The organism is Klebsiella sp. JB_Kp042 (assembly GCF_040065275.1).
In the GTDB taxonomy this organism is placed as follows: Bacteria; Pseudomonadota; Gammaproteobacteria; order Enterobacterales; family Enterobacteriaceae; genus Klebsiella; species Klebsiella quasipneumoniae.
Genome location: NZ_JBEAJL010000111.1, coordinates 1 through 22,245, shown reverse-complemented (window position 1 = coordinate 22,245; position 22,245 = coordinate 1). Strand labels below are relative to the sequence as shown.

The window sequence follows — 22,245 nt, the reverse complement described above, 5'->3', positions numbered from 1 at the left end:
TGCGTAATGAGCGTGGCGATGCCATTATCATTGCGATACAGGCACTCTTTTTCATATTCGCCGCTGAAGGCTACACGGAACGTCTGACCGGTAAAGGTAGCCTCAAGCCCGGCAAGGGTGCCGTCCGGGTCACCTTCTCCCGGAAAAACGGTCACAGACACCGAACGACCATCAAGGATTTTTTTTCCGGTGGCGACAGGCTTGCCGCCGGTATTGGTGAACTCTTCCACCCACACGCGGGAATCCTGCGAACGAACCGAAAAGCGCGCCCCCTCTGGAATCTTTCCGGCGGTAATCGCAGATTTTGCCTCGTCCTCTGTCGAAAACGGAATTTCTCCGGACTTAATCAGCTGGTTATAAGATTCGAGCTGATCTTTCAGGTACTGCGTACGGTTCGCCAGTTGTTGCGCCTGTTCGTTAGCTTTCCCCCCGACGCCGCCCTCAACTTTATCTGAGCGACGCAGCAAAGAGACGCCATTTTCCCACTGTTTTTTTTCAATGATTGTTGACACGCTCAGTCCTCGGAATAATTAAAATTACTGTCGAAATGCGTTTCACCGTCGTAGTAAATACCGTTGCCCGGGTCATATCCTGGCGGATATACCGTAATAACCTCCCCGTCACATAACGCCGCTCCCGCACACGCCTCACCCTGGATACCTACTGAAAGGGTCAGCTGGGAAATGTGTCGACTGACGGGCTTCGCATCACCAATAATCCGCTCAAGCTCGTAAATCATCGGTTCCGTAATACCGATGTCATTCAGATCGATCTCAAGCCTAAACGTCCCCGCGGGGTCGGCTACTTTCCACCACTCCTCAAGAGTCATTGAGTAACCCAGCCCCTCAATCACCCGCTTAACTGCCGCCACCGTTCCTTTGCGCTGATGGATCCAGAAAGCATCGCTGACCGCCTGCCGCTTAGCGGTTTCTGTCCAGTTTTCCTCCCAGCGGTCAACGGAGAAAGCCCAGGCCAGATACGGCAGAAACTTTGCCGGGCATTTCCACGGGTTCCACAGGTCACGCAGCGGCACGTTTAAATCACTGATGCCAGAACAGGCCTGCGCCAGCCTGCGCTCCAGCGCAGACGACCCCGGCGGTAACAGGCTGCTAGTCATCAGAGCCACCAATTTCTGCTTTAAAATCGGTGCAATATGACGCCTGCGTTTTATCTAACACCATGTCCGCCAGGGGCTTCATCAGCTCAACGCGCTGGACGCCCTGAACATGCAGAGCGGCATAGATCGCAGACAACCGCACGTCACGCCCCAGGCGACGCTGCTCGTTGATGTATGCCGCACCCTGCGCTTTCGCGGCCGCCAGGATGGGTTCCTTTGCCGGGCCGGGATAGACATAAAGAACCGCATCAATTTCATAGGGGACAATCTCAGCAGATCGGACACTCACCCGATCCGCCACCGGCCGTACAGCCTCATCATTCAGGGCCTCACCGACGACCTGCAGTAAGTCTTCCGGCGCAGTACCATCGCCGTCACGGGCCAGTATAGTCACCACAACTTCCGCCGGTGACGGGCTGAACGCCGACGCGTCCGCCACCCGACCATCCGAGCTAAGCGCGTGATATTCATAGGCTCCGACTGGACCGGCAACGCTCATCCCCTCAAAGGCTGCCGGGATGCGCTGGCGATAATCCGCGTCAGATTCCATAACTGCCTCAGTGGACGGCGTTGTGGTGTCATCTGCAGCTGTAATCACCCGGCGCTGTACGTTGTTATTCGCGCCTAAATTGTCCAGGTCATCCCCGCCGGAATAGGCCACCATCACGGCTTTCGCCGCCTCGTTAATCCGCTGGCGCAGCAGCAGCTCCCGGTACACATTTTCCTGCAGCATTTTCACCACCGGCTCAGACTCAAGCGTTAAGGTGCGGGCCACGGCCTCCTGTTCTTCTGCCGGAAATAACGCGACAAATTCAGCCTTGCGCTCAGACAGCAGGGTTTCAAAATCCGGCACATCCACAATTTGCGGCGGCGGCAGCTGGGAAAGGTCAATAACGGCCATTGTCTGCTCCTGTCGATACGGAAAGGGACACGGGCACGCCGTCATTACGCTGACCTGCCAGCTCAATAACCATTGAGCCATCCATGCTGCTGCTGTTAACCGTGATAGTGTCCAGCTGCAGCCGCGGCTCCCAGCGCCGCAGCGCCACATACACCGCAGCCATGATCTGCAGGCGCAGCGCCGGGTTTTGCGGCTGGTCAATGAGCGCTGAAAGCAGGGAACCATACTCCCGGCGCCCAAGCCGGCTCCCTTGCGGGGTCAGCAAAATGTCACGCACCGACTGGCGCAGGTGGTCAGTTTCCGTTATGGCTCTGCCGGTATCGCGGCTCATCCCTATATAGAGCGTCAAAATGGATCTCCCGTCGTTCCGCCACTGTCGCCAGGGTGTTTATGCTTATCAGCAACGACGCCGTTTGACGTCATCGCGCCGCCGCCGTGGGTCACATCGCCGTTCAGGATCACATTGCTGTTAATACGGGTGGTATCAGCCTCGATCACAAACTCACCGGTTTTGCAGGAGACAACCTGCGAAGACTCAATCAGCACGCTTTTCACGCCGCGAATAATCCAGCGCCCGGTGGCGGGGTCGTATTCGAACCAGCCGCCATCCTCGTATGCGGTCACGTCCGCACTTTCAGAATCTGACGGCGGCGGGCAGGCGTTGGAGTAGATGGCCGGAAGCGCAAAGGCCGTTTCCAGATTGCCGCCCAGGCTGAACAGCACCACCTGCTCCCCTGGAGACGGGCACCACCAGGTGCGGGATTTACCTGCACGGTAGGTCAGCCAGTTAATCCAGTTGGTTTCGAGGTCGCCCGTTTTCACCCGGCACAGCCAGCCGTCCCGATCCACTTCAGTCACAATGCCGGTGCGGATCAGATTGGTGATAAGACGCATGATTTCGGTTAGTTGAATGTTCATGCACACAGCATGCACGTAAATTTTATTGAAAAAAAACTAGGTCTATTGTTTGATGTACTATACAAACCACTAATGAGGCGTAGTCGTGAACACTCTTTTATCCGATCTTAAAAATGCTGTTGAAACCATGTCTACATCAGCTTTTGATAATTTCCTAATTGAGATGATCAAAAATTTTGAAATTGAATTACTCAATTCAAGCAACCATCAAGACATGGAAAAAAAGATACTTTTTGACAACCTTTATCTCTTTAGTTTGCGCACAAAAAATTTAGACTTTAGTTTTAATGAATGCAGGCAAAAGAAAATTGAAATAAAAACCCAAATAGAACAACTAAAAAATGAATTACAATGCAACCCTCATATTGGAAAAGATACTTTATACAATCATATAAGTGAAATCAAAAAAACTTTGACAGACGGGAGCCTACTTCCACACCTCAATAACGATGAAATTTCCAAGATACTAGAAAAAATTAAAAATGATGACATTGATATCACTTACATTGAATACATTAAAAGAGTCATATCAACATTAAAGTACAAAGCGACTTCAAAGCTGGACCTTATTAGCCCCGACCGCACAGTAAGGATCGAAGCGGGTCAGGTAAAAAACTATATAGAAAGTAAACAAAAAACAATATCATACATCGATACAACTTTAACCCACCTTCTTTCAAAGAATAAAGTGATAGAAAAAAAGATTGAAGAAAAAAGGCTTGAAAACGACAAATTCATTGAGCTAGAAAATATTTGGAAAGAACATTTAAATCATTTCTTTAACTTTGGATATAAGTTAGACACAACCCTTACAAACGTGTTATCCCGACGATATAAAGGACCTCAACAATATTTTGACTATGACTCAGACTTTTAACCACAATAAAAGAGTATCGCGCGTCATAGTTTCTACTTCGTCATTGATGCCCAGCAGGCGGCGCTGAGCGTATCGTACCTCCGTCCCCTTCTTACTCACCCTGTCCCGCAAGCCATAGTGATGCACGCGGGCTATGCGCTGCACACGACTCTCAAACTCGACGCTTGCCGAGTCCTGGCTGGCGACGGCTTTCAGGTATTTTGTGGTGCGGAGTTTTGCAAACATCTGCCGACGGATGCGGCCCTGTTTCGTTCTGGCCGTCACGCGACGCGGCTCGTAAGCCGTCCCGTCCGGGTTGCGCTGCATCCTGATATTTTTCTGCTGGCTGCGGCGCAGCTGCTGTGCCAGATCCCGCATCATGCGCTTACGTGCGGCAGGCTCCAGTTCCGCCAGCAACGCATCTAACCAGGCGTCAACTTCCTGCAGTTCAGCCACGGCTCACCGCCCACATTTCGTCCGGTTCGTCCGGTTCCGGCACCGCTTCGACGCTGGACACGTCACCGTCAGCGCTGACTATCACACGCTCTGTCAGTTGCAGGTTCAGGCTGATATCACAGATATCATTGCGCAAAATATCGACTTCAAAGGAAAGCAACTTTTCCCGCAGTTCCGGGTTATGAATGGCATCCGGCTGATTCTCCATGAGCCAGGCCACCACCGGCGCCATCAATAACCCCTGATCGCCGCTGAAATCCACAATCACCACATTCAGGGTGTAACGATATTCCCATGAAAGTGACGCTGCCCCGGTTGCCACCACCGATCCGTTATCAACGAACAAATGCAGCTTATCCGGGTTATCACGGACATATGGCACCGCGTTATTCAGGGCGCGGCGTAAGGATTGAGGCTTGTTCACTGTTTCGCTCCTGACAGGAAATTATCGTGTCCACTTTGTCAGCGCAGACCGCCCAGGCCGCCTCTGTTTCATCCAGCACGGTCAGCAGATCACCGTTAGTGCGTGCCGCCGACTTTTCCAGGCGGCACTGCGTCACCCTGGGACAACCATTCACGGTAAGCAGCACCTCCGGCGAGGGCTGGACGTTCGCGCATCCTGATAATGTCAGCAGGCAGAAGAGTGTCATCCCAGCGGCGTAAATCCTCATTTTCACGTGTTAACTCCTCAATTCTGCGCTGACGGTTTCGCAGCAGCGCGTTTGTACTTTCTGCCGCCGCGTAAAGCCTTGCCTGTTCCTGGTTATTGGTTTCGGACAGGATGGACAGGGCGATCAGCTGGCTGTTCGTTTTTGCCAGTTTTTCGCCTGTCGTTTTCAGATCCCGCCCTTGCCGCTCGATGGTCTGGCTGGCCTCCTTCATCCGCCATGACTGCCAGCCAAGCGCCAGCACTACCAGCGCCAGAATTACCGCCAGCGCCTTCGTCATACCGTCACCGGCTCCGCATCAATAATCTGCGCACGCAGAACCTTAAGCGCGACCAGCGTCAGCAGATAAAATACCAGGGTGACAACGTGGCCCGTAAAGGTGAGAAAAATCACAAGCAGTGAACACCTGACCCATCGGATCACCTGGTTTCCTGGCGTACTGAAAAAGCGCGTCAGCGCCTGCTTTGCCTCTCCCCGATGTGTGCCGCCCGCATACCACCCAGCCATGCAAAGTAGCACTGCTCCCCAGCTCAGCAGGCAGGCTACCCAGGTCAAGGCTGTAACCAGTGCCGGAACAATACTGTTTGGAACAAAGAGACTAAAAATCATCAGCGCCGTGTACAGCATCGAAAATAACCCACCGATCAGTTTCTTTTTCATTTCGTTACGCTCCTTTTAAGCACCAGGACAGCTCCCGCGCGCGTCGGTTGTCCAGCCCCGGATTAAATACGCCTTTGACGTATACCCAGCGCGGCAACTGATAGCAGGCATCGCGCCAGCGCTTCTGATTGATAAACTTCACCATGGTTGAACCGCAGGCATTGCCGGTTCCCACGTTGAAGGCCAGCGATACCAGCGCGTCATAGACGTTCTGCGGTACGCTCACCAGGACACAGCGATCCAGCGCCTTCTCCACCCTTAAAACGTTGGTGATGAAACTCCCGGCGGCCTGCCGTTCCGTGATGGTCTTCCCCGGCACCACGCCGGACGTATTGCCAATGCCATCGGTCCACACCCCCGCATCACACTGATACGGCCGCAGGCGGCAGCCCTCGTAATCGGCTATCAGCTTCAACCCTTCCACTGAGGTATGAAGTTGCTGAAAGCCCGGCAGGGTGGCGGCAATCGCCAGCACCGCCCCTACCAGGCAGCGTTTAACGGTTGAAGGATTCATATTCCCCCTGTGTAATTTTTCCGCCGCGCAGCAGCTGGTAGGTTTTGTGTTTGTAGTACCAGTTGATGGCCAGCATCAGCACGCCAATCAACACACCGCCCACTGTCGACACATCCTTAAGCGATAAATCTCCCATCCATGCCAGCAGTACAGCGATGCAGTACGTGATGAAGGCGCTGATCCGTTCAAGCGTCATATTTCAGTCCCATAACTGGACGGTCTGCACCGTGGAAGTGGTGGCAATATCCGGCAGATCCACCTGCAGCCCGTGTGGTAAGAACGGGCCGTGCTCAGCCAGCCCCGGATTTGCCTGCAGTACCTGCTCCGTGACGCCCTGCGTGCGTCCGTAATGACGCCAGCAAAGCGCGTCCACCGTGTCACCCTGGTACGCACGCACTTTCATCAGATCAGCTCCACCGTACAGTGAGGCGCATACTGGACCCGGCTGATTGCCCAGCGAGCATCACGCCACAGGTCGCCGCTGGCCTCCGCCAGCTCATCCCCCCTTTTCACACCGGAGGCCGTGGCGTCGTAGTCCTGGTAACGCTCATTCACCTGCGCACGTGCCCAGCAATAAACGGCGTTGTGGTAGTGGTGAATACGTTCGCTTTTACCGTCCAGCAAGTCCGCCGGTACATCGGCCAGCGTCATAAATCCCAGCGCCTGCTGGCGCTTGCGGAAGTCGTACAGCTCCGCATTGACCTCTGACATCGCAGACCGGATGAGTTGTCCGAGACGGGGTGACGTCACCGTGCCATCCGTCCGCATCACGCTGCGAAACTCTGATAAATCAACATCGGGCCAGAACGGCGTATTTTTGATAATTTCCGCCTGCTCCGGCGCCTGCTCAGGCGCAACAAACTTCATGCGGGCTTTCTCCTGAAATAGTGGGCGGTGGACGGGGTTTTGATGTGGCAAAAGCCTTTCGCCACCCCGTGCCGCCCGTGCGCGGGGCACGTTCCGTTAACGGCTGTCATTGCGCAATCTGCGCTCCAGCTGCTGTTTTTCTTTTTTGACGCCACAGCGTGGATCAAGCTGCAGCGCATGATTGATGTGATTCAGGGCGGAGGCCGGGCTGGTTTCGGTCAGTACAGCGCCAATCGCTTTATGCAGGCGTGCCCGTGACTGGTCTGGCATATCCTGGCCGTCTGTCAGCTCCAGTGTCTGCAGTAACAACCCGGCATCGAAAGATTCACCTGCCAGCAGAGCGGCCTGCGCAGCGTCTGCCATTTCCTCTGTCAGCACCGTCTGGACGTTACGGTTTCCGATGGGCATCACCCATCCGTGCCGCAGCGCATGACGCCCTGCATCCAGCGCACCGGCATAATCACCGGCATCGATACGCCAGAGCATCACAAACATCACCACGTCATCCTGCCGGGCACCATCAGCAGCCAGCACCCCCTCCACCCAGGCGGAATAACGGGGCAGCAGTTCCACTTTGATTTGGGCTTTCTTCACGGTGGACTGGATACCTTTCAGGCGGCGGCGGTCCTCCGCCAGCTGCATCAGCATCAGGTCATACCCCGTCGCGTGGCGAACATTGCCGCCCTGCCGGGCGGCCTGTTCAGCCTGGACGCGCAGGCGGTGCTGCCGTGCGGGACTCAGGCTCATGCGTTATGCCCCCTCGCCTTCCGGTACAGCTGGCGCGCTGAAATCCCCCATCTGGATGTTTTCGACCAGCGCCGCGCAGCGGTAATCCTCAACCACATACGCTTCATTGACGGACTCGAAATTCTCGACCCGGTCACGTTTCGGGTTATCGATAACAGAACGACGGCGGGTATCTTCCTGCCAGTAAATGGACAGGTTATCCAGGCGGGTGATCAACAGTGCATTCGCAGGGAAATACGGCGCGCGTACAGCCTGCAGGCCACCCATGCGTTTCTGGCTGATGATCAGATCAGCGGCCAGCTTCTCCGTGTTCTCCTGGTCTTTGTTAACCAGCGGGAAATACTTGTCAGACAGCAGCTCACGGCCACAGACCACCACCAGATCATCATCATCCTGATATACCGGGTCGATCAGCTCGTTGACCGCATCCATCACCACGGCGTCCAGGTTGGCATAATCGCCACCCTTACCAACCTTCACGGCGCCTTTGGTGGTCACGCCGTCTTTGGTTTCGCTGCCCATGACATGATCCGGCGCATCTTCGCGGATTTTTTGCAGCCAGCCCTTATTTACGTCCTGCAGCATCGGGTTGGCGTCGCGGTCAGAGGTTTTGGCACGCTTCACGCCGTTGAACCCGATCATGATGCGGTCCAGAGCCTGGCGCTTCACGATGGCGTTACGGATCCGCACCTGGAAGTCCTGGAATTTTGCCCACAGGTCCAGCTTTGCGTAGGCCAGCACCGTATCAAAGTTGGTCTGTTCGCATTTGTATTCCACGTCCGCCATCACTGTCGGGTCAGTTGGTTCGCGCTCTTTGGTAGTGGTATCCGTGGTACCGGCAATCGTGCTACCGACACCCAGACCCAGCAGCTGGCCTGACTGCTCATCCACCGGGGTGATGTTAATCAGCGTCAGAAATGCAGCGGACTGCTGGATCTGGTCTTCCAGCGTCTGCTGTACCGACGGCTCAACGGTGAATTTGCTGGAAAGTTCTTCCACTTCCACGTTGTTCAGGCGTGCCAGCTGCTGCAGGTAGGCGTTAAAGGCAAAACGGGTTTTCTTTTTCATTGGTTCTTATGCTCCATCAGCAATTGGTCAGTGTGCCTGCCGGTGCGTTTCCGCCCGGCGCGCGCTGGCGATAATCTTTGCGGCTGTCTTCCAGGCTCAGCCGCTGCTCCAGTTCAGCAAAAGCGGTCTGCTGTTCCTGCAGGGAGACTTCCAGCTCAGCAATGCGCGCATCCTGCGCAGACAGGGAGTGATCAGTGCGTTCGCTCAGGTTTTGCTGTTCAGTAGCAATCAGCTCCACCGCGCGATGCACGTCAGAAAAACGCGCTTCATCGTTCTGTTCTTTTTTCGTGAACATCGCGGCAACGCGGGAAAACAGGGAGGGTTTATCGTCCTGGACTTCTTCCCACTCGATCAGCGTTTCTTCTGCGGCGGTAAAGAGGTTTTCAGGGTTTTGCTTGCGGCCTGCCAGGGGGTTACTTCTGGCGCTGGCGCTAAACTGCAGCATTTCAGTACCGAGGCTTGCGGGATCATCCGTCGCCGCCAGGCCAACCAGGTAGGCTTTGCCGGTATCGGCAAAACTGGTATTGACCTCCATCGAGGTAAACAGCTTTTGCAGATTACGGGTATACGCCACCAGGTCCCCTGACGGGGTGATCCACGCATACAGGGCCATTTTCCCTTTCAGCGGGCCGTCTGCAATCTCCTCTGCCTCCAGCTTATCCACGGTCCCGAAACGGCGGAATGGGCTATCAGGGGTGTAACCCTTGATGTGCTCCAGATTAATCAACGCGGTATACACCTGCGGGTCATAGCTCGCCGCCATCTGTTCCAGCCAGGCGCGCTCAATATTGCGCCCGTCTGTCGTTGCCCCTTCCACACCGATGCGGAAGCGCTTTGCTTTTACAGCCATGTGACCGACTCCATCAAATAACTCTGTGAGGCCTTATGGTTGCTGTGATGGAGGGGGTGAAACAACGCGCGGACCTTGTGCGGTAAACCATACAAAGGCCAGCCGGGGAAAGGCGCCAGGCAAGGCCGTATGTTTGTGCCATGGAAACGATGACCCCCGCAGACCTCGATCCCCGCAGGCAGGCATTACTGCTGTATTTTCAGGGATACCGCGTAGCCCGCATTGCTGAAATGCTGGGCGAAAAAGTTGCAACCGTTCATAGCTGGAAAAAGCGCGACAAGTGGGGCGAATACGGCCCACTCGATCAGATGCAGCTCACCACTGCCGCCCGCTATTGCCAGCTCATCATGAAGGAGCACAAGGAAGGGAAAGACTTTAAAGAAATAGACCTGCTGGCGCGCCAGTCCGAGCGCCACGCCCGCATCGGTAAATTTAACAACGGCGGTAATGAGGCGGACCTTAACCCCAACGTGCAAAACCGCAACCGCGGCCCCCGCAAACAACCTGAAAAAAACCAGTTCAGCGACGAACAGATCGAAAAGCTGGAAGAAATTTTCCGCAACGGAATGTTTGAATATCAGCGCCACTGGTGGGAAGCAGGAATTAAGCACCGCATCCGCAACGTGCTTAAATCGCGCCAGATCGGCGCTACGTATTATTTCGCGCGTGAAGCGCTGATGGACGCCCTTATGACAGGGCGAAACCAGATTTTCCTGTCAGCCAGTAAAGCCCAGGCACATGTTTTTAAGCAGTACATCATCGAGTTTGCCAAAGAAGTCGACGTGGAATTAAAAGGCGATCCCATGATGCTGCCAAACGGCGCCACGCTGTATTTTCTCGGGACCAACGCCCGTACCGCGCAGAGCTACCACGGCAACCTGTATCTTGATGAGTATTTCTGGATCCCGAAATTTCAGGAGCTACGTAAAGTCGCCTCCGGCATGGCGCTGCACAAGAAATGGCGCCAGACCTATTTCTCCACGCCTTCCAGCCTGACGCACAGCGCTTACCCGTTCTGGTCCGGCGCCCTGTTCAATCGCGGGCGGGCAAAAGCTGATCGCGTTGATATCGACCTGACCCACTCAGCCCTTGCTGCCGGTCTGCTTTGCGCTGACGGTCAGTTCAGACAGATCGTGACGGTGGAGGACGCCGTGCGCGGTGGCTGCAACCTGTTCGACCTCGACCAGCTGCGCCTGGAGTACAGCCCCGACGAGTACCAGAACCTGCTGATGTGTGAATTCATCGACGATCTCGCCTCCGTTTTCCCCCTGGCTGACCTGCAGGCCTGCATGGTGGACAGCTGGGAAGTCTGGGAAGACTTTCAGGCGTTGGCCCTGCGTCCGTTCGGCTGGCGCGAAGTCTGGATCGGCTATGATCCGGCGAAAGGTACCCAGAACGGCGACAGCGCTGGCTGCGTAGTCATTGCCCCGCCGACGGTGCCCGGCGGTAAGTTCCGCATCCTTGAGCGTCACCAGTGGCGCGGAATGGACTTCCGCGCCCAGGCAGAGGCCATCCGCAAACTGACTCAGCAGTATAACGTGACCTACATCGGCATTGACTCCACCGGCGTCGGTCACGGTGTTTATGAAAACGTAAAAGGCTTTTTCCCTGCCGTGCGGGAGTTTGTCTATAACCCCAACATCAAAAACGCCCTGGTGCTCAAGGCATACGACATTATCAGCCACCGCCGTCTGGAGTTTGACGCCGGACACACCGACATTGCGCAGTCATTTATGGCTATCCGCCGCGCCACCACCGCCAGCGGAAACCGCCCTACCTACGAAGCCAGCCGCAGTGAAGAAGCCAGCCACGCCGATCTGGCCTGGGCAACGATGCACGCACTGTTTAACGAACCGCTGCAGGGCGAAGCCGCCAATACCAGCAACATTGTGGAGATTTTTTAATGACTGAGAATACCGCACAGGATGTGATGCCACCCGACGTACAACCCAATGATGAAGCGACTACCCAGGCGTTTAGCTTTGGCGATCCCATTCCGGTACTGGACCGCCGCGAACTTCTGGACTACGTAGAATGTGTGCAAATGGACCGCTGGTATGAGCCGCCGGTGAGTTTTGACGGGCTGGCGCGGACCTATCGCGCCGCTGTACATCACAGCTCACCGATTGCCGTTAAGCGTGACATTCTCAGCAGCACCTACATCCCCCACCGCCTGCTCAGCCAGCAGGCTTTTGCACGTTTCGTCCAGGACTACCTTGTGTTCGGTAACGCCTATCTGGAAAAACGGACGAACAGGCTGGGCGGCGTCTTGTCACTGGAGCCATCACTGGCGAAGTACACCCGGCGCGGGATTGACCTCGATACTTACTGGTTCGTGCAGTACGGCATGACCACCCAGCCTTATGAGTTCACCAAAGGGAGCATCTTTCACCTGATGGAGCCGGACATTAACCAGGAAATCTACGGGCTTCCCGGCTACCTCTCCGCGATCCCTTCAACACTGCTCAACGAGTCGGCTACGCTTTTTCGCCGTAAGTATTACATCAACGGCAGTCACGCCGGGTTCATCATGTACATGACTGATGCGGCACAGAATCAGGAGGACGTGAACAACATCCGCCAGGCCATGAAAAGCGCCAAAGGGCCGGGCAACTTCCGCAACCTGTTTATGTACTCACCTAACGGAAAAAAGGACGGCATCCAGATCATCCCGCTGTCGGAGGTTGCGGCGAAAGATGAGTTTCTGAACATTAAGAACGTGAGCCGCGATGACATGATGGCAGCACACCGCGTACCTCCGCAAATGATGGGCATTATGCCAAACAATGTTGGAGGATTCGGTGATGTTGAAAAGGCAAGTAAAGTCTTTGTTAGAAATGAGCTGATACCATTACAAAAAAAAATACTAGAACTAAACACATGGCTAGATGATGAAGTAATTAAGTTTAGCGATTATATTTTTTAATAAAAGGGGCTGACGCCCCCTTTATTTTATTCGTTCTCTGTTTTATTTGAAGTTTCACCTTCAGGCTGAGTAACTACCTTACTCACTTGGCGCTCCTGCTCGACTTTACTTTTTCTAGAAAGACCCACCCCTTCTAAAATTGAATCGACTTTATCACCTCCACTCTCTATGAAACTCTTAAAATTATCGGATGATAGCATTTCCATGATAGGAGACGAATGGGTAGCTTCTTCAACAAATCTTAATGGCGGTTCTTCTAGTCGAGTAAGTGCATTACCAAATAATCTTTGGGTAAAATCGTTATCAAGCTGGACAGCCTCTCTTCTATACCCCTCGTAAGCTTTAGACACTGAGGCTTTGAATTCATAATCCTCTGCCAATCTGAATCGCTGACCAATTTGTTTCGTTGCTAACCAAGCAAACCACAATGGTGCCCCAACACTTAAAATGGAGAGTATAAGTTGAATAATTAACTTTATACCTGATGAGTCAGGATTTGACAGATATGCTTCAAGAGCATGCAAACGTGTATAACCAACAGCAGCACCTGCAACCAACGCCCCTACCAGTCCACCTACCCACCATCGTATGCTCCGGTTTAACTTTTCTGCTTTATCTTGAAATGCGCCAGCTAAACCTTTTGAAGTGGTAGTTCTAAACGCCTCTTCACATTTATTTATGTAACCCTGAGCTTCTTCACGAAGAGAGTGTAAGTAGTCTTTTGCATCCTTAGTTACATTATCTTTCAAGGCCAAAATTTCCTTTTTGGCATCTTCTACAATTTTTGAACTCTCCTCAGTCTCCTTAAGCATGCTAGTAATACTACTGCAAGATTCAACAGCGCTATTGTGAACACTTTTAACTTCATCATTTGTTTCACGAAGCATCTTTACTGTTGTTGGTAGATTCTCAGCAGCATCATATGCCTCATTTATAGTTTTAATCTTATCATCTATATCACCAGCTTTAATTTCTATTGCAGCTATCCCAGAGTTGTACAACTCTAACCTTCGCAATATTTGCTTTGGCAATAAACTTCTATCTTTCAGTTTTTCAAATGAAAAAAGCTCATTAATTCTATGAGAGACATATAACATTGAAATAACGTAAGATGGTATAGCCGTCTGTTGAACCGCCACGTTACCATTGTTTAGATAGACAATATTCAGCTGAGCTTTATCCAGAGTGTAAATGAGTGAATCAATTACTCTAATGTCATTTGAAGAAGGTATAAATTCCTGCATCTGATTAATTCTATCAGATAACATTCTTGGAAGCTCTATAAGATCCTCTTTGTGCATAAAGGGAAATGTATATGCACCAAGATCAATGAAACTTTCTACAGGGAATGTAAACTCATTAAGTGTTGTATGTAAATTATCTAACTTCTCTTTTAATTCAATTAGTTTTTCGTTCATTCAAAAAATCCTTCATGCCGCGATAGAACTTTCAGAGTAATCCGAGAAAGATATCATAAGACAAAATTTTGGTATAACTACTCATTGCGCGCGCTCGTATCCCCGCCACGCCTGCCCGCTTTGTGTAGTGGTTTTCATGCACCTGCATGAGACATGAAAAAGCCCGCCATAACTGGCGGGCCGGAGCTAAAACGATCCTCAAACGATCATGCAGATTCATGCGGCATAGCCATGCACTCTCGTTTTTTCAGGTTAGCCTGAAATCCTCGTCAAAATCCATGAAGTTTTCAGCCACTCGAGATGAGAGGATGATGTACTTAACTCCCTCACTAAGGGGAACGGGGCGATCAAGTTCAAACATAAAAACACCATCATAGGTTTTACCCAGCCAGAACCCGCCGCCGCAGGATTTTGGCCGCTGAAACAGCACCCAGCCACCCGGGACATACTTTATTAATGGCGCATAGCGATAAACGACCTGATAATTGCTGTCTTTAGACCCCATAGCCTAACGCCTCGCCTTGCTCGTTGTTCAACCTTGCAGGCGGTAAAAACCAGTTTTATCGCCTGCAACGTTTTGTTAATGCATCCAGCTGTCGTCTTCCCAGACCTGCTGCATAATTTCCATTACCCGCTGTTTATCCTCATCAAGTTTTAAGCCGGTCAACTCGATACCGTTGGCACTGCCTTTACGAATGCGGATCGCCGTCTTGGGATACAAAGGGGTCAGGTTGCGGTAAAGCTCGGTTTCGAGTGCTTCTAGTGTCGCCTGGCTAATTTTCTGCTCTTTATCAATCATTATTTCGACACGCATGGAGATCATCCCTTCTAACTGGAAACATCCATTGACCGGCTGTACTCATGGCTACGGATTTTCGCCATTAATTCATCTGTCAGCTCTGAGACCCACTGGATAGCAAGCCGCTTCTCTTCATCGCTGCACTCACTAGCCGCTACAAGCTTGATAAAAAAATCAATACGCTGGAGCTTCAACGACTCCAAAAGATAGTCCTGCATTTTCCCTCCGATCCTCACTACAGGATATGTGATGCCACATCCCTACATACGTACAACCAAATACTGTATATGCATACAGTATAATACGTTTTTTAAGTTGTAAAATACTTTTTATCATTCAATCAGATGTGTCCGATGTAGCAGGATAAAGGCAAAAAATGCGCCCCTTCATCAGTACCACTGCCGCCATTTATCATCTTCCTGCAGCCTTTGGTTCCGGTAAAAGACACGCAGACCGGCACCGGATGGAATACTGCCACCGCACAGAAGCAGATCGATCTCCGCCTCCGAACCATCAAAGCCTCTCGATTTAAGTTCATACTCCAGTTGCAGGCGCTGCTGATTATCCACTTCCTGCCTGTACCCTTTCCGACGCTTAGGCTTAACCATGCGAAGCCGTGCGTTTAGCTTCCTCAGCTCCTTTTTGCTCATGCTATGGAGATACTCCTGCAGCTCCCGCTCATCCATACCCGCAATATCCGGTAAATCCTGCCCGCTTACGGCCCCGTTTTCGTTCATTTTTTCCACAGGGGGACAGTTATTGCCACGAGTCCAAGGGGCGCAAGCGCCCTGGTCGGCTGGCGCCTCCTGAACGTCAACGGCCTTACGAACCATTTTCCACTTCATCGCATGCGTGCAAATCCGGCCCTCAATAATCGGGGACCAGATGCCATAAATACGGATGCCGTGATCGCCATAGGCTGATGGCTCGTCATTGAGTTCATAAGCCGTGCGGACCAGGTGATGTTTACGCGGAACCAGTACGCCGCCCTGTTTCATGATGTAGGTGGCAAAACACCCGGCATCGGCTGCCGCCAGCACGGCATCCAGACGCGGGTTATCCAGTACCGGCGCACCTGCTTTTTTATCGGCCTGCTGTCGCGCGGCCTGGCCTGCCAGCAAACGCAGCTCGCGATAAGCCTGGCGGCCCGGTATACCGAAAAAGCGGAATTGCTGGACGCGATGCAGCGAAGCCCAGGCATTGACATGTTCGGCATTGTCCCGCAGTGATCTGCCGGTTTCTTTGCTGATTTCATTACCCAGGCCGCGGCCGTCGATGTTCTTACTGATGTACTTCGCGATGTAGCTGGTAGGCGTCCCCTTGCGCGGGTTGATCAGCTCAGATTTAAAGCGCGGGCCGGTATTATTTCCCAGCTCCTCGCGGTCCTCACGGATGGCAAATTTACGCAGCAGCGCAGTGATGGACTTGCGGTCTTTTTTGCGCATGAAGCAAAGCAGGTGCCAGTGCACGGTGCCGTCATGGTGTGGCTCAGCAACGCGGACGCCATACCAACGCAGCCCGGCTTTGTGCATCGCCTTGCGGAAAGCGGCGAACGTATGCACCAGATAGTCGCTGCTCTGCCGGACCGTTGCACTGGTCCATTTCGGGTTTGGCCTGCCGTTATTGAGCGTTGCGTGAAAGCGTGACGGGCAGGTGATGGTATAGAACACCGCGCAGTCTCCGCGCATTTCCGCGATTAACTCCAGCCCCTTAACACAGGCCATCATTTCATTACGACGGTGCGCCGGATTGCTGCTACTGGCGTTTACCACGTCTTCCATATCCAGCGTATCGCCCTGCTCATTGGTCAGCTCATGCGAGCGGAAGAACTCCAGCGATTTGCGGCGCTGTTCGCGTTTATGGATCACGGCCTCATAGCTGACATACGGGGACGCCTTTTTGTTAACCAGGCAGACGGCGCGCAGCTGTTCTTCCCGCCATTCACACCGCATCTGCCACAGCTTGCGATACCACCAGTCAGCACAGAGCATACGGGCAAGCGAACCCGGAATAAGTTCGTATGGTACCGGGTTACGGCGGTGCTTTTTGCGGCGCAGCTGCTCGAAGGCAGGCGGGATAACATCAAGGCGCATGGCCTCAGCGGCCACCCTTTCCCATGACCGGCGAATCTCTTCTGGCGTAACGTCTTCATCCGTAAACAGCTCACCGCAGGCAGCATCCAGACACATGCTCATGTGTGCCGCCACCAGGGTAGATAACCGCTTAACCTGCTCCTGGTTCATTTCCGGCAGAACCAGCAGGCCCTCCAGCCCGTCGTGGCTCGCCATAAACCGGAATGACGCAGAAACCTGGCTGGCACGCACGCGCTCCAGGCGTTCAAGGCACGACCTGATGGTTTCACGTAGATAGCGGGAATATGCCTTCGGCTTTCCCAGGCCCTCGAAATATTTAATGCGCTCAAGCAGTGGCTTGCTGATATGTGATGGTTCAGCGCTTACGTCTGCCAGAATCACCAGATCGGGATTAAACCACTGCTGCTCGCGGGCCATTTTGGCACGGCTGATCAGCCGGTCCTGCTCCATTTCACGCTGAACAGGATCACGGGCTTCATTGTAGAAATAGCGTTCCCAGACCTCATCGCTCATCGCCTCACGGCGCAGCTGCTCCTGCTCGTTGTCGCTGGCGTAGAGGGCGATCAGGTTTGAAAGCGCAGACACCGGCGCAACTTCCGCCGGGTCCACATACGGGTTAACCGCTTTTTTCGGTGCATTCCAGACAAAAGCAGCGGCGGCATCATCTGCACCGCCGTAGTTTTTAACGTCGTGATGGCTCACACAAATACTCTCTTTGGAAAGTTTCGTAAGACGCACTCACGACTGGATACGCTGCCAGATCAAACCCGGACCAGATCAGAGGTTGAGAAACAGCGATAATTTCAGTTGCAGACTTACCATCACCACCGGCAACGCCCATACTGCGTTTTGCGTTAATACGGTGGCGGGTAAAACTCTGGTAAATCGCGTTCGTCAGCTCGGTTTCACTGTTCGACACAACAACCTGATGGCCTGCTGATGCCAGTACATCAAGAGTCGTCGCCAGGCGACGCTGTTCAAGCTCATTGAAACCATCAGTGTGATAATCGGTAAATGTACCGTCATAAGGTGGGTCGCAATAAATCACATCACTTACTTTGACCATTGCTAAAGTTTCCTCATAGCTGGCACAAATGAAGGTGGCGCGTTTTGCTTTCTCTGCAAATGCTCTGATTTCGTCTTCCGGGAAATATGGTTTTTTATAATTCCCGTATGGAACGTTAAATTCACCTTTCCTGTTATAACGGCACAATCCACGATAACAGTGGCGATTTAGATAAAGGAAAAATACAGCTTTCCAGAAATCGGTGATTTCAGACGAATGATTAAAGTCCTGACGGATGTTGTAATAAGACTCTGCGCTATTTGTGCCTAAAAAGAAATGTTTTCCATTTGAAATGAACTTCTCACAGTCAAATGCAATCTGCTTATAAAGATTAATCAGGTCTGAATTAATATCCGCGACAAGATAATGAGGATACTCTGTCGCCATCATTACAGCGCATGAACCCGCGAAAGGTTCAACCAGTCGCGGGCCTGCAGGCAGGTGCTTTTTCAGCTCATGCATGACGGCGGTTTTATTGCCCGCCCATTTCAGGATGGTGCTCATACAGCACCCCCATTGTAGTGTTTGCCTTTCAGCTCTGCGATTTCCTTACAGGTGACGCAGCACTGCACGCCGGGAAGCGCACGGCGGCGAGCGGGCGGGATTGGCGCATCACATTCGATGCATAAAACGCGGGAAACGCCCGGCGCTTTACTGCGGGCGGTGTGGATGTGCCGCTGGCGTTCTTCTTCAACGCGCTGCTGTACGAGGTCCATAGAATCAGACATCAGTGGATCTCCTGCGCTTCGTTCTGGATGTTTTCCGCAGTAACGCGCAGCAGCTCCGCCGCCTCAACGTGATTAAGCTGGCGCGATGTGATGTGACACGCCAGGCTATCAAGGCGGGCGGCCATTGCCGCAGCACGTGCACGGCGTTCTTCCATGCGGGCCTCTGTCAGTATCAGGTTAAGACCTGCATCATCCGGGCCGATTTTGTTGGAACGGGTTTCTATATTTCGCATTGTTGTTTCTCCTGAATTTTGGCAAAAGAATGCCCGGCGGGTTTACGCCATTAATTTCTGTTGCTGCTTAATTCGGCATGGTTAGCCGCTTTGGAAATAAGCTCACCACTGCACGAAAATGGTTCATTGCTTTTATCAGCTCCCGCTTTTCGTCAGTCGTCAGCTCATTCATATTGACGTTATGACGATCCGCCGGAATCTTAGCCATAAAGAATATGGCGGCTAAGGCACGCTCATTCTGTTTATGGTTAATATCTCGCTGGTCCCGCATATCGCTAATAAAACGCTCCAGTTCAGGTTCTATATTCAAGCCGAACACTTTCGCCCTAAGCTCTGCAATATGATTCAGGCCATCCAGCCGATGCCCCGGACTTAGTGGAACAGTCGCAGAATCGCCTTCAATAGCCATGGTTTCCCCTGTTTAGTAGTACGCAGTTCAGCCAGCAGCGCATCCTGCGAGCGGCACGGATGCCAGCGCTTGCCATCCTTCCCCATGATCCAGCCATGCCCGAAATGAGGTGATGGGCTTTGCTTAACGAGCAGCGATGCGAGTGATGGTTGTTTAGTCAACATAGCCACCTCAGATCAAACCAAACGAGGCACCCAGGCCAGTGACTGTATCAATGGTGCTGGCCATCGCCGGGCTTGCCTGCAGGCGCGCCTGCAACGTCACTGCGGTTAATGCCATCAGTCGAGTAACTGAATTGATGCTATCAACAATCTGGCGGCGCCCTGCCGTTGTGTGCGCTTCGCCGGAAACAGCGCCAGCAGCTACGCGGCCGATTTCTGCCGTGGCTTTCAGTACGTAGTCCGGCATTTTCTCCCGAGCGACTTCGTTTAGCGGCACGCACGGCAGGCAGTGGATCTGCGCCAGGAAACCATCAACCAATGCGGAATCCTCGGTCAGATCAGTAAGCAGCCAGATTTCCGGTGCGGTAAGTTGGTGCGGCTGGTCAGGGTTTAGCTTATTACGCAGTGTCTGGACATTCATTCCCGCGCGTTCTGCCAGTTTCGCCATGTTATGACGCAGCGCGAAAGCCCGGCAGGCCTCTTCAAAATGTGGATGTTTGGAAATCCTGAAATCAAACATGTTCGTCGCTCCAAAAGTTCTCATAATTGGACTTACTGACCAACGATGATGTGGAAGTTGGAGTGACCAAGGGACTCACGAACCTGATCGGTTTTGTACATCAGGTAACGCAAACTTACACGACCTTTATTTTTTTCTTTCTTTACCATGTACTTAGCGAGTTTTCCATGGTGGATTTTTTGATAAACAGAACCGCGTGAAATACCTTCCCATTCCGCGAACTCTGCAGGAGTTGCCATCTCTTTTGGTACACGAATTGAAATATCTGTGCTCATAGTGCAGTATCTCTTGGTTTGGTTTCGTTTTATCTCGTTTTATTTGGTTGAGGTTTGTTTTTCTAACCTCGATCGAATACTAAGATCACATTTTATATACGTCAAGGGTTTTGCTTATGAGATCTATCAAGGTTGGCAATGACAGCGGAGGACGTGAAGCAATCAATAGGCTGATTAAGGCTTATAAATTCAACTCTCGACAGCAACTATGCGACCATCTTTCTGTTTCAAAAAGCACTATGGCAAACAGATATTTAAGGGATAGTTTTCCCGCGGAATGGGTTATACAGTGCGCTCTTGAAACTGGGGTTTCGCTACTTTGGTTAGCTACCGGGCAGGGAGATAAAAATGATAATAATGCTCAGGAAAATAGTTTTGGTTTTGTGAACCACTCCCACATCAAACCGTTATCCGAGGTAGTAGCACCTGAAATTGACAAGGCCACATTGGATGGTGGAGCTTTAGTTGACCATGGAAAAGTCATACTAGATAACAGCCTGATCCCTCACAACATAGCTAATCCGTGGCTCATCCATACGGATGATGGTTCCTATCTCGTTGACCGTAGCGGCACTCCGCCAGTAAACGGTACATGGCTCGTCGATATCGATGGGATAAAAACGATGGCAAAGCTTGCACGAATCCCCGGTAATCGATTAGTTGTCCAGCAGGGCGAATCATCTTTTGAGTGCAGCCTTGATGATATTGAGGTCGTAGGCCGGGCAGTTAAAGTCATAAAGAGCATCTGAACATGACCATCAGAAAACAGCCGAACGGAAAGTGGTTGTGCGAGTGCTATCCGAACGGGCGGGACGGCAAGCGCGTGCGCAAGCAATTTGCGACAAAGGGCGAGGCTATAGCATTCGAAAATTTCACCATGGATGAAGTGAACAAAAAGCCGTGGCTGGGTGAAAAGGAAGATCGGCGGCGTTTGTCAGAATTGATTGAGCAGTGGCACTCCCTTTATGGCCAGACGCTCGCAGACCCCAAGCGCCTGATGGCGAAACTCAACATTATTTGTAACGGCCTAGGCGATCCCATCGCCTCGGAGCTAACAGCCGGTGACTTTACCAGATATCGAGAAGCACGATTAAAAGGTGAGATACGAAACGAAGACGGCACGCTAATGTCGCCAGTAAAGCCCCGCACGGTAAACCTGGAACAGCGTAACTTATCATCCGTTTTTGGCACCTTGAAAAAGCTGGGCCACTGGTCAGCGCCCAACCCGCTCGCCGGGCTGCCTACATTCAAAATTGCAGAGGGAGAACTGGCATTCCTGGCCCCGGACGAAATTAAACGCCTGCTTGATGCCTGCGCTGACTCTCAAAGCCCCAGCTTGTTGAGTATTGCAAAAATATGCTTGGCCACCGGCGCGCGGTGGAGTGAAGCCGAAAACCTGCAGGGCCATCAGTTATCTAAATACCGGATCACCTATACCAAAACCAAAGGCAAGAAAAACCGAACCGTACCGATATCTCAGGATCTATATGACGAACTCCCCAAAAACAGAGGGAAGTTGTTCACTCCATGTAGAAAAGCGTTTGAGCGCGCAGTGAAACGAGCAGGTATTGAACTGCCGGAAGGACAGTGCACTCACGTGCTGCGTCACACATTTGCCAGTCATTTTATGATGAACGGCGGGAATATACTTGTTCTGCGCGATATTCTAGGCCATGCCGATATAAAAATGACTATGATTTATTCTCATTTTTCTCCAGACCACCTAGAAGATGCTATATATAAAAACCCAATTTTAGGATTAGAAAAATATGGTAACGGTAACTAATAGTACTGCATACGGCTCACTTTTTTCCTCATTGCGTAGCTGCTCAGAAATAACGCCACCATGTGAAATAAATGATGGCACAAGCGACATCATCGAAGACTTTAATGTAAAGTGTGAAAGCTATATAGAAATTTTAAAATCCCATACGTCAAACCTAGGGAAGGTGCGAATAAGCAGGTCATTTCTTCCCAAGCTGACTCGCTGATTAA

Annotated in this window: 34 protein-coding genes and 1 pseudogene; 5 read left to right on the top strand and 30 right to left on the bottom strand. The window is 52.2% G+C overall.

The features are described from left to right. The 5 genes and pseudogenes from ABLV54_RS23700 to ABLV54_RS23680 form a co-directional block, all read right to left on the bottom strand. Positions 1–512: pseudogene (locus tag ABLV54_RS23700) on the bottom strand (SGNH/GDSL hydrolase family protein); the annotation flags it as partial. Positions 513–514: 2 nt separating this feature from the next. After that, a complete protein-coding gene (locus tag ABLV54_RS23695; RefSeq protein ID WP_194445089.1) occupies positions 515–1,117 on the bottom strand; it encodes a phage tail protein I in 603 nt (200 codons plus the stop codon). Beyond that, a complete protein-coding gene (locus ABLV54_RS23690) occupies positions 1,110–2,018 on the bottom strand; it encodes a baseplate assembly protein (protein ID WP_194445027.1) in 909 nt (302 codons plus the stop codon). Before ABLV54_RS23690 ends, ABLV54_RS23695 begins: the two co-directional genes overlap by 8 nt. Beyond that, positions 2,005–2,367, bottom strand: coding sequence for a GPW/gp25 family protein (locus ABLV54_RS23685; protein ID WP_194445028.1), 363 nt, complete (start codon positions 2,365–2,367; stop codon positions 2,005–2,007). The genes ABLV54_RS23690 and ABLV54_RS23685 overlap by 14 nt, the downstream gene beginning before the upstream one ends. Next, entirely contained in the window at positions 2,364–2,936 is a 573-nt protein-coding gene (locus ABLV54_RS23680) for a phage baseplate assembly protein V (protein ID WP_194445029.1), read from the bottom strand. The genes ABLV54_RS23685 and ABLV54_RS23680 overlap by 4 nt, the downstream gene beginning before the upstream one ends. 85 nt (positions 2,937–3,021) lie before the next feature. On the opposite strand from ABLV54_RS23680, the gene ABLV54_RS23675 reads away from it, so the two are divergent. After that, on the top strand, positions 3,022–3,813 hold the full coding sequence (locus tag ABLV54_RS23675; RefSeq protein ID WP_194445030.1) for a hypothetical protein: 792 nt from the start codon (positions 3,022–3,024) through the stop codon (positions 3,811–3,813). Here ABLV54_RS23675 and ABLV54_RS23670 read toward each other — a convergent pair. From ABLV54_RS23670 to ABLV54_RS23615, 12 genes are all read right to left on the bottom strand, one after another. After that, positions 3,802–4,248: a phage virion morphogenesis protein gene (locus ABLV54_RS23670; protein ID WP_194445031.1), complete on the bottom strand. Its 447-nt coding sequence runs from the start codon at positions 4,246–4,248 to the stop codon at positions 3,802–3,804. The genes ABLV54_RS23675 and ABLV54_RS23670 overlap by 12 nt on opposite strands. Next, on the bottom strand, positions 4,241–4,672 hold the full coding sequence (locus ABLV54_RS23665) for a phage tail protein (RefSeq protein ID WP_002896172.1): 432 nt from the start codon (positions 4,670–4,672) through the stop codon (positions 4,241–4,243). The genes ABLV54_RS23670 and ABLV54_RS23665 overlap by 8 nt, the downstream gene beginning before the upstream one ends. After that, positions 4,635–4,880 (bottom strand): Rz1-like lysis system protein LysC, encoded by a 246-nt coding sequence (gene lysC / locus ABLV54_RS23660; protein WP_239512115.1) that lies wholly within the window; start codon positions 4,878–4,880, stop codon positions 4,635–4,637. Before lysC ends, ABLV54_RS23665 begins: the two co-directional genes overlap by 38 nt. Further along, complete coding sequence (lysB, locus tag ABLV54_RS23655; RefSeq protein WP_194445032.1) at positions 4,768–5,196, bottom strand: Rz-like lysis system protein LysB; 429 nt, start codon at positions 5,194–5,196, stop codon at positions 4,768–4,770. The genes lysC and lysB overlap by 113 nt, the downstream gene beginning before the upstream one ends. Beyond that, positions 5,193–5,576 carry a DNZ54_00345 family protein gene (locus ABLV54_RS23650; RefSeq protein WP_194445033.1) on the bottom strand — a complete coding sequence of 128 codons (384 nt, stop codon included), beginning with the start codon at positions 5,574–5,576 and terminating at the stop codon, positions 5,193–5,195. Before ABLV54_RS23650 ends, lysB begins: the two co-directional genes overlap by 4 nt. A 4-nt stretch (positions 5,577–5,580) precedes the next feature. Then, entirely contained in the window at positions 5,581–6,090 is a 510-nt protein-coding gene (locus ABLV54_RS23645; RefSeq protein ID WP_114475394.1) for a lysozyme, read from the bottom strand. Further along, positions 6,071–6,286, bottom strand: coding sequence for an HP1 family phage holin (locus ABLV54_RS23640; RefSeq protein WP_004144702.1), 216 nt, complete (start codon positions 6,284–6,286; stop codon positions 6,071–6,073). The genes ABLV54_RS23645 and ABLV54_RS23640 overlap by 20 nt, the downstream gene beginning before the upstream one ends. A 3-nt stretch (positions 6,287–6,289) precedes the next feature. Next, on the bottom strand, positions 6,290–6,493 hold the full coding sequence (locus ABLV54_RS23635) for a tail protein X (RefSeq protein WP_002896155.1): 204 nt from the start codon (positions 6,491–6,493) through the stop codon (positions 6,290–6,292). Next, positions 6,493–6,957 carry a head completion/stabilization protein gene (locus ABLV54_RS23630; RefSeq protein ID WP_100098251.1) on the bottom strand — a complete coding sequence of 155 codons (465 nt, stop codon included), beginning with the start codon at positions 6,955–6,957 and terminating at the stop codon, positions 6,493–6,495. The genes ABLV54_RS23635 and ABLV54_RS23630 overlap by 1 nt, the downstream gene beginning before the upstream one ends. A 96-nt stretch (positions 6,958–7,053) precedes the next feature. After that, positions 7,054–7,704 carry a terminase endonuclease subunit gene (locus ABLV54_RS23625; protein WP_194445034.1) on the bottom strand — a complete coding sequence of 217 codons (651 nt, stop codon included), beginning with the start codon at positions 7,702–7,704 and terminating at the stop codon, positions 7,054–7,056. Between the two features lie 3 nt (positions 7,705–7,707). Then, positions 7,708–8,772 carry a phage major capsid protein, P2 family gene (locus ABLV54_RS23620; protein ID WP_194445035.1) on the bottom strand — a complete coding sequence of 355 codons (1,065 nt, stop codon included), beginning with the start codon at positions 8,770–8,772 and terminating at the stop codon, positions 7,708–7,710. A 16-nt stretch (positions 8,773–8,788) separates the two neighbouring features. Then, complete coding sequence (locus tag ABLV54_RS23615) at positions 8,789–9,622, bottom strand: GPO family capsid scaffolding protein (protein ID WP_194445036.1); 834 nt, start codon at positions 9,620–9,622, stop codon at positions 8,789–8,791. 140 nt (positions 9,623–9,762) lie between these two features. Between ABLV54_RS23615 and ABLV54_RS23610 the strand changes: the two genes are divergently transcribed. Together ABLV54_RS23610 and ABLV54_RS23605 are read left to right on the top strand one after the other, a co-directional pair. Next, a complete protein-coding gene (locus ABLV54_RS23610) occupies positions 9,763–11,526 on the top strand; it encodes a terminase ATPase subunit family protein (RefSeq protein ID WP_194445037.1) in 1,764 nt (587 codons plus the stop codon). Positions 11,527–11,552: 26 nt separating this feature from the next. Continuing rightward, a complete protein-coding gene (locus tag ABLV54_RS23605; protein WP_227661366.1) occupies positions 11,553–12,548 on the top strand; it encodes a phage portal protein in 996 nt (331 codons plus the stop codon). 26 nt (positions 12,549–12,574) lie between these two features. On the opposite strand, the gene ABLV54_RS23600 is transcribed toward ABLV54_RS23605, so the two are convergent. The 13 genes from ABLV54_RS23600 to ABLV54_RS23540 all read right to left on the bottom strand — a co-directional run bounded on the left by ABLV54_RS23600 (position 12,575) and on the right by ABLV54_RS23540 (position 20,250). Then, positions 12,575–13,966, bottom strand: coding sequence for a hypothetical protein (locus tag ABLV54_RS23600; RefSeq protein WP_194445039.1), 1,392 nt, complete (start codon positions 13,964–13,966; stop codon positions 12,575–12,577). Between the two features lie 31 nt (positions 13,967–13,997). Continuing rightward, a complete protein-coding gene (locus ABLV54_RS23595; RefSeq protein WP_227661364.1) occupies positions 13,998–14,186 on the bottom strand; it encodes a hypothetical protein in 189 nt (62 codons plus the stop codon). A 27-nt stretch (positions 14,187–14,213) separates the two neighbouring features. Beyond that, positions 14,214–14,471: a hypothetical protein gene (locus ABLV54_RS23590; RefSeq protein WP_194445040.1), complete on the bottom strand. Its 258-nt coding sequence runs from the start codon at positions 14,469–14,471 to the stop codon at positions 14,214–14,216. Positions 14,472–14,546: 75 nt separating this feature from the next. Further along, positions 14,547–14,780: a DinI family protein gene (locus ABLV54_RS23585; RefSeq protein ID WP_040968805.1), complete on the bottom strand. Its 234-nt coding sequence runs from the start codon at positions 14,778–14,780 to the stop codon at positions 14,547–14,549. A gap of 14 nt (positions 14,781–14,794) precedes the next feature. Further along, the gene (locus ABLV54_RS23580; RefSeq protein WP_004144689.1) at positions 14,795–14,983 is read right to left on the bottom strand and encodes a hypothetical protein; all 189 of its coding nucleotides are present in this window, start codon (positions 14,981–14,983) and stop codon (positions 14,795–14,797) included. Positions 14,984–15,154: 171 nt separating this feature from the next. Beyond that, positions 15,155–17,560, bottom strand: coding sequence for a replication endonuclease (locus ABLV54_RS23575; RefSeq protein WP_348814239.1), 2,406 nt, complete (start codon positions 17,558–17,560; stop codon positions 15,155–15,157). Further along, positions 17,541–18,428 (bottom strand): DNA adenine methylase, encoded by an 888-nt coding sequence (locus ABLV54_RS23570; RefSeq protein WP_117063298.1) that lies wholly within the window; start codon positions 18,426–18,428, stop codon positions 17,541–17,543. Before ABLV54_RS23570 ends, ABLV54_RS23575 begins: the two co-directional genes overlap by 20 nt. Further along, positions 18,425–18,652, bottom strand: coding sequence for a TraR/DksA family transcriptional regulator (locus ABLV54_RS23565; RefSeq protein WP_023305022.1), 228 nt, complete (start codon positions 18,650–18,652; stop codon positions 18,425–18,427). The genes ABLV54_RS23570 and ABLV54_RS23565 overlap by 4 nt, the downstream gene beginning before the upstream one ends. After that, positions 18,652–18,885, bottom strand: coding sequence for a DUF2732 family protein (locus tag ABLV54_RS23560; protein ID WP_194445042.1), 234 nt, complete (start codon positions 18,883–18,885; stop codon positions 18,652–18,654). The genes ABLV54_RS23565 and ABLV54_RS23560 overlap by 1 nt, the downstream gene beginning before the upstream one ends. A 67-nt stretch (positions 18,886–18,952) precedes the next feature. Beyond that, positions 18,953–19,294: a DUF5347 domain-containing protein gene (locus ABLV54_RS23555; RefSeq protein ID WP_004174279.1), complete on the bottom strand. Its 342-nt coding sequence runs from the start codon at positions 19,292–19,294 to the stop codon at positions 18,953–18,955. After that, positions 19,258–19,458, bottom strand: coding sequence for a phage filamentation protein Fil family protein (locus ABLV54_RS23550; RefSeq protein WP_004174277.1), 201 nt, complete (start codon positions 19,456–19,458; stop codon positions 19,258–19,260). Before ABLV54_RS23550 ends, ABLV54_RS23555 begins: the two co-directional genes overlap by 37 nt. Before the next feature lie 7 nt (positions 19,459–19,465). Beyond that, complete coding sequence (locus ABLV54_RS23545) at positions 19,466–19,975, bottom strand: phage regulatory CII family protein (RefSeq protein WP_004174275.1); 510 nt, start codon at positions 19,973–19,975, stop codon at positions 19,466–19,468. A gap of 32 nt (positions 19,976–20,007) precedes the next feature. Then, complete coding sequence (locus ABLV54_RS23540) at positions 20,008–20,250, bottom strand: Rha family transcriptional regulator (RefSeq protein WP_194445043.1); 243 nt, start codon at positions 20,248–20,250, stop codon at positions 20,008–20,010. Between the two features lie 116 nt (positions 20,251–20,366). On the opposite strand from ABLV54_RS23540, the gene ABLV54_RS23535 reads away from it, so the two are divergent. Together ABLV54_RS23535 and ABLV54_RS23530 are read left to right on the top strand one after the other, a co-directional pair. Continuing rightward, positions 20,367–20,999 (top strand): phage repressor protein CI, encoded by a 633-nt coding sequence (locus ABLV54_RS23535; protein WP_194445044.1) that lies wholly within the window; start codon positions 20,367–20,369, stop codon positions 20,997–20,999. A gap of 2 nt (positions 21,000–21,001) precedes the next feature. Next, entirely contained in the window at positions 21,002–22,036 is a 1,035-nt protein-coding gene (locus tag ABLV54_RS23530) for a site-specific integrase (protein ID WP_117362061.1), read from the top strand. The last annotated feature ends 209 nt before the right edge of the window (positions 22,037–22,245 follow it).

What these genes read in the sequence shown, in the direction of transcription:
- lysB (WP_194445032.1), bottom strand. Translation starts at nt 5,196, where the DNA reads ATGACGAAGGCGCTGGCGGTAATTCTGGCGCTGGTAGTGCTGGCGCTT.
- ABLV54_RS23625 (WP_194445034.1), bottom strand. Translation starts at nt 7,704, where the DNA reads ATGAGCCTGAGTCCCGCACGGCAGCACCGCCTGCGCGTCCAGGCTGAA.
- ABLV54_RS23650 (WP_194445033.1), bottom strand. Translation starts at nt 5,576, where the DNA reads ATGAAAAAGAAACTGATCGGTGGGTTATTTTCGATGCTGTACACGGCG.
- ABLV54_RS23580 (WP_004144689.1), bottom strand. Translation starts at nt 14,983, where the DNA reads ATGCAGGACTATCTTTTGGAGTCGTTGAAGCTCCAGCGTATTGATTTT.
- ABLV54_RS23545 (WP_004174275.1), bottom strand. Translation starts at nt 19,975, where the DNA reads ATGTTTGATTTCAGGATTTCCAAACATCCACATTTTGAAGAGGCCTGC.
- ABLV54_RS23585 (WP_040968805.1), bottom strand. Translation starts at nt 14,780, where the DNA reads ATGCGTGTCGAAATAATGATTGATAAAGAGCAGAAAATTAGCCAGGCG.
- ABLV54_RS23605 (WP_227661366.1), top strand. Translation starts at nt 11,553, where the DNA reads ATGCCACCCGACGTACAACCCAATGATGAAGCGACTACCCAGGCGTTT.
- ABLV54_RS23560 (WP_194445042.1), bottom strand. Translation starts at nt 18,885, where the DNA reads ATGCGAAATATAGAAACCCGTTCCAACAAAATCGGCCCGGATGATGCA.
- ABLV54_RS23620 (WP_194445035.1), bottom strand. Translation starts at nt 8,772, where the DNA reads ATGAAAAAGAAAACCCGTTTTGCCTTTAACGCCTACCTGCAGCAGCTG.
- ABLV54_RS23550 (WP_004174277.1), bottom strand. Translation starts at nt 19,458, where the DNA reads ATGTTGACTAAACAACCATCACTCGCATCGCTGCTCGTTAAGCAAAGC.
- ABLV54_RS23635 (WP_002896155.1), bottom strand. Translation starts at nt 6,493, where the DNA reads ATGAAAGTGCGTGCGTACCAGGGTGACACGGTGGACGCGCTTTGCTGG.
- ABLV54_RS23680 (WP_194445029.1), bottom strand. Translation starts at nt 2,936, where the DNA reads ATGAACATTCAACTAACCGAAATCATGCGTCTTATCACCAATCTGATC.
- ABLV54_RS23555 (WP_004174279.1), bottom strand. Translation starts at nt 19,294, where the DNA reads ATGGCTATTGAAGGCGATTCTGCGACTGTTCCACTAAGTCCGGGGCAT.
- ABLV54_RS23540 (WP_194445043.1), bottom strand. Translation starts at nt 20,250, where the DNA reads ATGAGCACAGATATTTCAATTCGTGTACCAAAAGAGATGGCAACTCCT.
- ABLV54_RS23695 (WP_194445089.1), bottom strand. Translation starts at nt 1,117, where the DNA reads ATGACTAGCAGCCTGTTACCGCCGGGGTCGTCTGCGCTGGAGCGCAGG.
- ABLV54_RS23615 (WP_194445036.1), bottom strand. Translation starts at nt 9,622, where the DNA reads ATGGCTGTAAAAGCAAAGCGCTTCCGCATCGGTGTGGAAGGGGCAACG.
- ABLV54_RS23565 (WP_023305022.1), bottom strand. Translation starts at nt 18,652, where the DNA reads ATGTCTGATTCTATGGACCTCGTACAGCAGCGCGTTGAAGAAGAACGC.
- ABLV54_RS23610 (WP_194445037.1), top strand. Translation starts at nt 9,763, where the DNA reads ATGGAAACGATGACCCCCGCAGACCTCGATCCCCGCAGGCAGGCATTA.
- ABLV54_RS23600 (WP_194445039.1), bottom strand. Translation starts at nt 13,966, where the DNA reads ATGAACGAAAAACTAATTGAATTAAAAGAGAAGTTAGATAATTTACAT.
- ABLV54_RS23535 (WP_194445044.1), top strand. Translation starts at nt 20,367, where the DNA reads ATGAGATCTATCAAGGTTGGCAATGACAGCGGAGGACGTGAAGCAATC.
- ABLV54_RS23570 (WP_117063298.1), bottom strand. Translation starts at nt 18,428, where the DNA reads ATGAGCACCATCCTGAAATGGGCGGGCAATAAAACCGCCGTCATGCAT.
- ABLV54_RS23595 (WP_227661364.1), bottom strand. Translation starts at nt 14,186, where the DNA reads ATGAATCTGCATGATCGTTTGAGGATCGTTTTAGCTCCGGCCCGCCAG.
- ABLV54_RS23640 (WP_004144702.1), bottom strand. Translation starts at nt 6,286, where the DNA reads ATGACGCTTGAACGGATCAGCGCCTTCATCACGTACTGCATCGCTGTA.
- ABLV54_RS23590 (WP_194445040.1), bottom strand. Translation starts at nt 14,471, where the DNA reads ATGGGGTCTAAAGACAGCAATTATCAGGTCGTTTATCGCTATGCGCCA.
- ABLV54_RS23630 (WP_100098251.1), bottom strand. Translation starts at nt 6,957, where the DNA reads ATGAAGTTTGTTGCGCCTGAGCAGGCGCCGGAGCAGGCGGAAATTATC.
- ABLV54_RS23645 (WP_114475394.1), bottom strand. Translation starts at nt 6,090, where the DNA reads ATGAATCCTTCAACCGTTAAACGCTGCCTGGTAGGGGCGGTGCTGGCG.
- ABLV54_RS23690 (WP_194445027.1), bottom strand. Translation starts at nt 2,018, where the DNA reads ATGGCCGTTATTGACCTTTCCCAGCTGCCGCCGCCGCAAATTGTGGAT.
- ABLV54_RS23530 (WP_117362061.1), top strand. Translation starts at nt 21,002, where the DNA reads ATGACCATCAGAAAACAGCCGAACGGAAAGTGGTTGTGCGAGTGCTAT.